At 65.3% G+C, this 7,653-nt stretch carries 5 protein-coding genes and 1 pseudogene; 3 read left to right on the top strand and 3 right to left on the bottom strand.

The annotated features are described in order from the left end of the window. Window positions 1-518: 518 nt before the first annotated feature. Both BLS95_RS45180 and BLS95_RS57255 read right to left on the bottom strand, forming a co-directional pair. Window positions 519-1,160 carry a response regulator gene (locus BLS95_RS45180; RefSeq protein ID WP_090945782.1) on the bottom strand — a complete coding sequence of 214 codons (642 nt, stop codon included), beginning with the start codon at window positions 1,158-1,160 and terminating at the stop codon, window positions 519-521. Then, window positions 1,157-2,803: a sensor histidine kinase gene (locus BLS95_RS57255; RefSeq protein ID WP_218136288.1), complete on the bottom strand. Its 1,647-nt coding sequence runs from the start codon at window positions 2,801-2,803 to the stop codon at window positions 1,157-1,159. Before BLS95_RS57255 ends, BLS95_RS45180 begins: the two co-directional genes overlap by 4 nt. Before the next feature lie 113 nt (window positions 2,804-2,916). Here BLS95_RS57255 and BLS95_RS45170 point away from each other — a divergent pair. The 3 genes and pseudogenes from BLS95_RS45170 to BLS95_RS45160 all read left to right on the top strand — a co-directional run. After that, a pseudogene (locus BLS95_RS45170) lies at window positions 2,917-3,570 on the top strand (ABC transporter ATP-binding protein); the annotation flags it as partial. Between the two features lie 62 nt (window positions 3,571-3,632). Beyond that, on the top strand, window positions 3,633-4,397 hold the full coding sequence (locus BLS95_RS45165; RefSeq protein WP_090945781.1) for an ABC transporter permease: 765 nt from the start codon (window positions 3,633-3,635) through the stop codon (window positions 4,395-4,397). 309 nt (window positions 4,398-4,706) lie between these two features. Beyond that, entirely contained in the window at window positions 4,707-5,483 is a 777-nt protein-coding gene (locus tag BLS95_RS45160; protein ID WP_090945780.1) for an ABC transporter permease subunit, read from the top strand. Between the two features lie 433 nt (window positions 5,484-5,916). On the opposite strand, the gene BLS95_RS45155 is transcribed toward BLS95_RS45160, so the two are convergent. Then, window positions 5,917-7,602, bottom strand: coding sequence for a ribonuclease J (locus BLS95_RS45155; protein ID WP_090945779.1), 1,686 nt, complete (start codon window positions 7,600-7,602; stop codon window positions 5,917-5,919). Window positions 7,603-7,653 lie beyond the last annotated feature (51 nt).

The raw sequence follows: 7,653 nt of genomic DNA, 5'->3' as shown, positions 1-7,653 counted from the left end.
CACCGCACCGCACCGCACCGCACCGCACCGCACCGACCAATCGAACACCACCTAATTCATCACCAACACAACACTGCAAGAAATGACACCCAAACAATTACCGACCAAGCCGGCGGCATCCAGTCGCCCTCACTCGCCTGCCGCCTAATCACTACCACCTGAACCACCATCAGGCTTGGCTCCGCCGTCAGCCTTTGCGCCACCGCCACCGCCACCGCCAGCACACGCCCGTGCCGACCTCGACCCCGATCCCGATCCCGATCCCGACCCCGACCCCGACCCCGACCCCGACCCCGACCCCGACCCCGACCAGCCTGAAGCAACACCAGCCCGAGCCGCCATTAATCTGAACCGTTATAGCCCTGGCCCGCTATAACCCTGGCCTGCTACAGATCTGGACCGCCACAGCGTAAACGCTATTGACCTGAACCGCCCATTAAGCCAGCCGACATCGCACAAGCCACCAGCAAACAATCAGTCAACCAACTAACCAACGAAACACGTCACCATCAAGAAGATCAACCCGCCGCAGAAACCAACCCACTTTCGTAAGCCGCGATAACCAACTGCGCCCGATCCCGAGCCTCCAACTTAGCCAGCAGCCGAGTGATATGAGTTTTAACCGTGGCCAAACTCAGCTGCAAATGACCGGCAATTTCTCCATTGGACAGTCCTCGCGCGATCAACGTCAGCACCTCCCGCTCCCGCTCCGTAATCCCTTCCAACCCTCGCACCCGAGCCAGCACAGGAGTACGGGTGAATTCCTCGATCAGCCTCCGCGTAACCGTTGGAGCCAGCAAGGCCTCCCCACTCGCCACCACCCGAATAGCGGCGAGCAAATCCGGAGGCGGCGTGTCTTTGAGCAGAAACCCACTGGCCCCGGCTCGAAGGGCGTCATAGACATAAGAGTCAAGATCGAACATGGTCACCACGAGAACCCGCGAAACATCCCGTATCCGGCGGGTGGCCTCGATCCCATCCATCTCCGGCATACGTACATCCATCAACACCACATCGGGACGCCGCTCCCTTGCCACGGACACAGCCTCGACCCCCGTCCCCGCCTCCCCCACCACTTCCAAGTCGGGCTCGGAGTCAACCAGCACTCTGAAACTCCCCCGGAGCAACGCCTGGTCGTCGGCCACAACCACCCGGATCACTGAACCTCCTCGTAGGGCAACCGAGCGAAAACCCGAAACCCGCGCCCCGGAAGATTCCCAGCTTCAAACGTGCCGCCGAACATCGTCACCCGCTCCCGCATCCCGATCAGGCCATGCCCCGTCCCTTCGGAAGGCAACGTACGCCTACCAGGCCCGTCATCGATCACCTCAATCCGCACCTCCCTACCGTTTGCTACGACAGACACCCGGCAGCGAGCAGGCGCAGCATGTTTGACGACATTGGTAAGCGCCTCTTGCACGATCCGATAGACCGACAGTCCGACCCCATCAGGCAGTCGTAGCCGCTTCCCCGCTCTCGCCTTCCCTAGCCCGGCATCGTGCTGTTCACGAAGCACCTCACCAGCGCCACCCTCCGCTGAGGGAAGATCGCCAGCACCACCCGCGACAGCAATCGCCTCACCTACGCCCTCCCACCGGACAGCCCCGTCACTTCCGCCCTCCCGAACGCGAAGCCCGTCACCTGCGCTCTGCCACCGGAGAGGCCGATCGCCGTCGCGCTCCCACACGCCAAGCCCGTCGCCTCCGCCATCCCCTTCGCGAAGTCCGTCACCTCCGCCATCCCCTTCACGGAGTCCGTCACCTTCACCATCCCCTTCACGGAGTCCGTCACCTTCGCCACCCACCTCGCGAAAGCCACCGCCTTCGCCACCCCGCGGTCGGAGCGCCTCACCTTCGCGTTGTCCTAGGCCCTCGTCATTCCCCGCCCCCTGGTCACCCCGCTGACGACGAGCATCGGCCTGGCGATCCCCCGCACGAGCCTCGTCAGCGCCCTGGGCCCTCACGTCCAGCTCCACCGCGATCCCCGCTGACCGAGTCCGCTCCACCAGCGCTTCAAGCCCCGCAAGCCCTGGGGCGGGAATCAGATCGGGCGCCGACGTCGACCTCAGCACACCAAGCAGATGACGCATCTCGACCAACGCGCTCCGACTGGCGGTCTCGATCACGCGCAACGCGTCGTGCGCCTCCTCGGGTTTGGTCGCCATAACGTGATTGGCCACACCCGCCTTGACCACGATCAATCCCACGCTGTGCGTGACGACATCGTGCAACTCGCGCGCGATCCTTAACCGTTCTTCCGTAACCGCCTGCGTCGCCAACCGCTCGGCGTCACGCGCCGCACGAAGCCTGCGCTCATGCATGAACCGCCCGATCGTCCAGGCACCGCCCAGCATCGCGATCCCCAGAAGCGGCTGGTCAAGATGTGTCAGCCAGGTTGGAGCGCCTTCAGACGGCGCCCCCATCACGCCCAGCCCGAAGACGCTGACCAGGCTCAACACACCTATCGCCGACGTCGGCAGCACAGCTCCGAGGGTGCCGGACAGCGCGACGGTGTAAAGAGCGTACGCGGGCGAGAGATAAGCGAGCCTCAGGAAGTCGAACGGCATCGTCCAGATGGTGAGCAGCAACGTGAAGCAGAAGACCGGCAAGGGCCACAGTCTCCGCACGGCAAGTGGCAGTCCCAACCCCAGGGGCAGGGCGAACCTCGCCCAGGCCGGCAGCGCCATGGCACCGGCCGTCACCGTGAAAGACACGAACGCGAAGCCCAGTCCCGCCGCCAGATCAAGCATGATCAGCTGACAGCGGCTCAAGCGCCTGACGAAGATGGGGTCGGTGGCGTCCACGCGTTGAACCGTAGTCCCTGAAGCAGCGCGCGCACGTCAACCCAGGGTCTGACCTTGAAGTTCGAACCGTGGTCCGACGCGCCAGCCCCTCGCCGCCCCGCATCCTTTACGGCATGATCCAACTCCAACACCTCACGAAGCGCTACGGCGACGCGCTCGCGGTGGACGACCTGTCCTTCAACATCGAGCCCGGTCACGTCACCGGCTTTCTAGGCCCGAACGGCAGCGGCAAGTCCACCACGATGCGAATGATCCTCGGTCTCGACGCGCCGACGTCAGGCCAGGCGCTGATCAACGGACGCCGATATACGTCGATCAGCAAGCCGATGCACGAGGTAGGCGCGCTACTGGACGCCAACGCCGTCCACGGCGGCCGTAGTGCGTACAACCACCTGCTCTGCCTGGCCCGCACCAACGGCATCGGCCCTGCGCGCGTGGCCGAGGTGCTCGAGCAGGTCGGGCTGGCAGGCGTGGCACGAAGACGGGTGCGCGGCTTCTCACTCGGCATGAAACAGCGGCTCGGCATCGCCTCAGCGCTGCTCGGGGATCCTGACGTGCTGATGTTCGACGAGCCGGTCAACGGCCTCGACCCCGACGGCGTGCGCTGGATCCGAGACCTGATGCGCTCACTGGCCGCACAAGGGAGGACGATCTTGCTGTCCAGCCACCTGATGAGCGAGATGGCCCTCACCGCCGAGCGCATCGTCATCATCGGCCGAGGCAGGCTGATCGCCGAGGCCACCGTAACGGAGCTGACGGCGCGCTATCCGTCGCTCGAAGACGCCTACCTCGCCCTGACCGCCGGCAGTCTTGAATACGGAGCAGCTCGATGAAGGCGACGCTCTCCTCCGAATGGTTGAAGCTGCGCTCGGTGGCCTCCACCTATCACGCGATCGGCACGGCGGCCATGACGATGGTCCTGGGCGTGGTGTGGGCTCTCTACGTGAGTGCTCTTGCGGAAGACCGTGGCTCTCTGCGAGCGGCAGCCCCGGAGCAGGGCTTTCTACCTCTCCTGCAGATCAGCCTGGCCGTGCTGGGCGTGCTTGCGATCACCACCGAATATGCCACCGGCATGATCCGCACCAGCCTCACCACCGTCCCCAAACGCAGCACGTTCCTTCTGGCCAAAGCCGGGATCGTGGCTATAGCCACGTTCACGGCCGCCCTCTCGATCCTCCTGGTCACCTATTCGGTCAGCCGCTTGATCATCGGCGGCCACCAGGTGGGCTTCAACGACAGCGCGTTCACCGACGACCTGCCCATGCTGCTCGCTTCGGTCTTATCGGTGACATGCCTGGCGCTCGTGGGGCTCGGCCTCGGAGCCGCCATCCGATCAACGGCAGGAGCGATCTTGTCGGTGGTCGCGCTGCTGTTCGTGCTACCCGGTGCCGCAAACTACTTGCCGCCACCATGGAACACCCGCGTGGCCCCTCTTCTCCTGCCGAACCTCGTCCCCCAGATAGCCGACCAGCGCCTCTCCTCACGCCTGGGTGACGGTTTCCTCTCGCCCCCGGCCGCACTCGCGCTGCTCCTCGCCTATCCACTCATCGCTCTGGCCCTCGGCTATTACGTCCTCAAGCGGAGGGACGCATGACCCTGACCCGCCCCAAGCTTCCGCTCCAGGCGCCCACCCCTGCGCCACAGCCCTGCCCCGAAGGAATGTCGCCAAGAAGACGTCCAACCCCGGACCACACTCTCACCCAAGCACGCTTGGTAACGGAACGTGCTCATGCAGCAGCCCACTTCGATCCCCAATCAGGCCCACACATGAGCACCCACCTTCCCGCACCGCACCGCCACCACACACGCACTCTCGATCCCCGACCTCACGCCCATCCGATCGCACACAGTCCCCGACCAGCCGGCGCGACCTGGACCCTCACCCCTCAGGACGGATGACCACATGAGCGTTCTCGCTGCCGAATGGCTGAAGGTTCGTTCGGTCCGCTCGACGTACCTCATCGTCGGGCTCAGCCTCGCCGCCGTCCTCCTGGGGTTCGCGATCGCCACAGCAGCCATCGACATGTACGACAGCGCTTCCCCGGCACAGCAAGCAGGAGCACGGATCGCGGACCTGGAAGAAGTGCTCGCGATCGTGCCTCAGTTGTGCATGGGCGTTCTGGGCGTCCTCACCATAACGTCCGAATACATAACCGGCTTGATCAAGACAAGCCTGACCGTCGTTCCTCGTCGCTGGCCGATAATCGCCGCCAAGTCCACGATCGTGGCCACGCTTGGGCTGATCATCGGCTCAACAGCGGTCTTCGGCACCTATTTCGTCGCCCGTTGGGTGCTCGGCGACCGTTTCTCGGGCGCCTACACGGGCCCGCTCTCGGACAGATTGCCGCTGCTGGTGGCCATCAGCCTTACCGTGCCGGTGTTCGCGCTCCTCGGCCTTGGGCTGGGGGCGCTGCTGCGATCCGCTGCCGGCGCGATCACCGTCATAGTCGGTCTCGTCTACGTGATCCCGATCATCGTCGGCAACATCCCCGAGCCCTGGAGCGAACGCCTGGGCTCCGTGATGATCGCCGCACTCCCCCGTGAGATCACCGGCGACCTCAACGTCACCTCGGTTTACGGCTCGCTCCTCCCTCCCGCAGCGGCCGCCGCGGTGCTGATCGCCTACGCGACGCTCCCACCGCTGGCCGCCATCTGGCTGGTACGCCGGAGGGACACCTGAAATGTGGCCGCTGAAAACTTCGATGCAACGGTTCCACGGCCATGCCGCCGATCGCCATGATCATGCCCCCGACCGTCCCGCCCTAGAGAGCCGAACCGCCGACCGCCCGTCCACCCGCTGCCCACTCAGGCGAGCGTGGCAGTTCGCCAAGCGCATGAGAAATCTTCGAGGGCCAGGCCCGCTGACCTTCGACCGAGTCGGCAAAACAACCTCGCCGCCCACCCCGGCAGCAGCCATCCCAGACCCGACGAGCACAGCACAGGAGCATCTCGACCAGCGCCAGCACATCCCACCAGGTCCAAGAACGCCCCCGGATGGCGGAGTCCTCTCCCACGCCACCCCAGGTTCGCGAACGCCGCCGGACATTGCCCGCGCGTACGAACCTCCGGCGGTACGGCAGATGTTGGCGTCTGCCGTACCGCCGGAGGAAGGCTCAGACCTCGAGCACCACGGGGATGATCATCGGCCGACGGCGATAGGTGTCGCTCACCCAGCGCCCTACCGTGCGCCGCACCACCCTGCGGATCTCCTGCATGTCGACCACGCCGTCCGCGGCCTTCTCCGCGAGGGCACGTTCGATCTGCGGGATGAACTCGTCGAACTGCATGGGGTCGATGCCGGAACCACGTGCGTGGATCTCGGGGCCCGCGGTCAGCTTGCCAGTGTTGGAATCGACCACGATGACCACGGAGATGAACCCCTCGTCGCCGAGGATCTTGCGATCCTTCAACGAGGTGTCGGTGATCTCTCCCACCGACGAGCCGTCGACGTACACATACCCGGCGTGCACCGCACCGACGATCCTCGCCCGGCCGTCCACCAGGTCCACCACGACCCCGTCCTCGGCGATCACGATGTGATCCTCGGGGACACCGGTGAGCGTGGCGAGCTTGGCGTGGGCACGCAGGTGCCGCCACTCGCCGTGCACGGGCATGAAGTTCGACGGGCGTGTGAGGTTGAGCACGTAGAGGAGCTCGCCGGCGGCCGCGTGACCGGAGACGTGCACCTTGGCGTTGCCCTTGTGCACGACCCGGGCGCCCCACCTGGTCAGTCCGTTGATCACCTTGTTGACCGCGGACTCGTTCCCCGGCACCAGCGACGAGGCCAGCAGCACGGTGTCGCCCTCGGCGATGCGGATCGGATGGTCACGGTTGGCCATCCGGGACAGCGCCGCCATCGGCTCGCCCTGGGAGCCGGTGCAGATCAGCACCACGTCCTCGGGCGGCCACTCCTCGATGTCGCGGGAGTCGACGATGAGCTCCGGCGGCACCTTGAGATATCCCAGGTCACGGGCCACGCCCATGTTGCGCACCATCGAACGTCCGACCAGGGCCACCTTGCGCCTGTGCTTGGCGGCCGCGTCCATGACCTGCTGGATGCGATGCACGTGCGAAGCGAAGCTGGCCACGATGACCCGCTGTTCGGAGGTGCGGATCACCTCGTCGATGACCGGCGCGATCTCCCGTTCGCTGGTGACGAACCCCGGCACCTCGGCGTTGGTCGAGTCGGACATCAGCAGGTCGACGCCCTCGCTGCCGAGCCTGGCGAAGCCGCCGAGGTCGGTGAGCCGACCGTCGCTCGGCAACTGGTCCATCCGGAAGTCACCGGTATGGAGGACTATGCCGGCCGGAGTCCTGATGGCCACGGCGAGCGCGTCGGGGATCGAATGGTTGACCGCGAGAAACTCGCAGTCAAAAGGCCCAAATGCGTGCCGTTCGCCCTCGATGACCTCGAGTTTGGTCGGCTGGATCCTGTGCTCAGTGAGCTTGGCTTCGATCAAGGCCAAGGTGAGTTTGGACCCGATGAGGGGGATGTCGCGCCGCTCACGCAGCAGGTACGGCACCGCCCCGATATGGTCCTCGTGAGCGTGTGTCAGCACCACGGCTTCGACGTCGTCGAGCCGGTCTCTGATGTATTCGAAGTCGGGCAGGATCAGGTCAACGCCCGGCTGGTCCGGCTCGGGGAACAGCACTCCGCAATCGACGATCAGCAAACGTCCGTCGTACTCGAAGACGGCCATGTTCCTGCCGATCTCCCCCAACCCACCGAGTGCGACGATGCGCAGGCCTCCCTCGGGCAGTGCCGGAGGGGAGCCAAGCTCGGGATGCGGATGACTCATGCCTGGCCCCTACGGTCAGATCTCGTTCTCAAAACTCCCAGTTCCTCCCCA

The organism is Nonomuraea jiangxiensis (assembly GCF_900099965.1).
Lineage (GTDB): Bacteria > Actinomycetota > Actinomycetes > Streptosporangiales > Streptosporangiaceae > Nonomuraea > Nonomuraea jiangxiensis.
Note: the sequence above shows the minus strand (reverse complement) of the source record. Positions and strands in the feature narration are given on the sequence as shown.

Excerpts from the sequence above, each read along its gene's own strand:
- BLS95_RS45165 (WP_090945781.1), top strand. The coding sequence starts at position 3,633 with ATGAAGGCGACGCTCTCCTCCGAATGGTTGAAGCTGCGCTCGGTGGCC.
- BLS95_RS45160 (WP_090945780.1), top strand. The coding sequence starts at position 4,707 with ATGAGCGTTCTCGCTGCCGAATGGCTGAAGGTTCGTTCGGTCCGCTCG.
- BLS95_RS45155 (WP_090945779.1), bottom strand. The coding sequence starts at position 7,602 with ATGAGTCATCCGCATCCCGAGCTTGGCTCCCCTCCGGCACTGCCCGAG.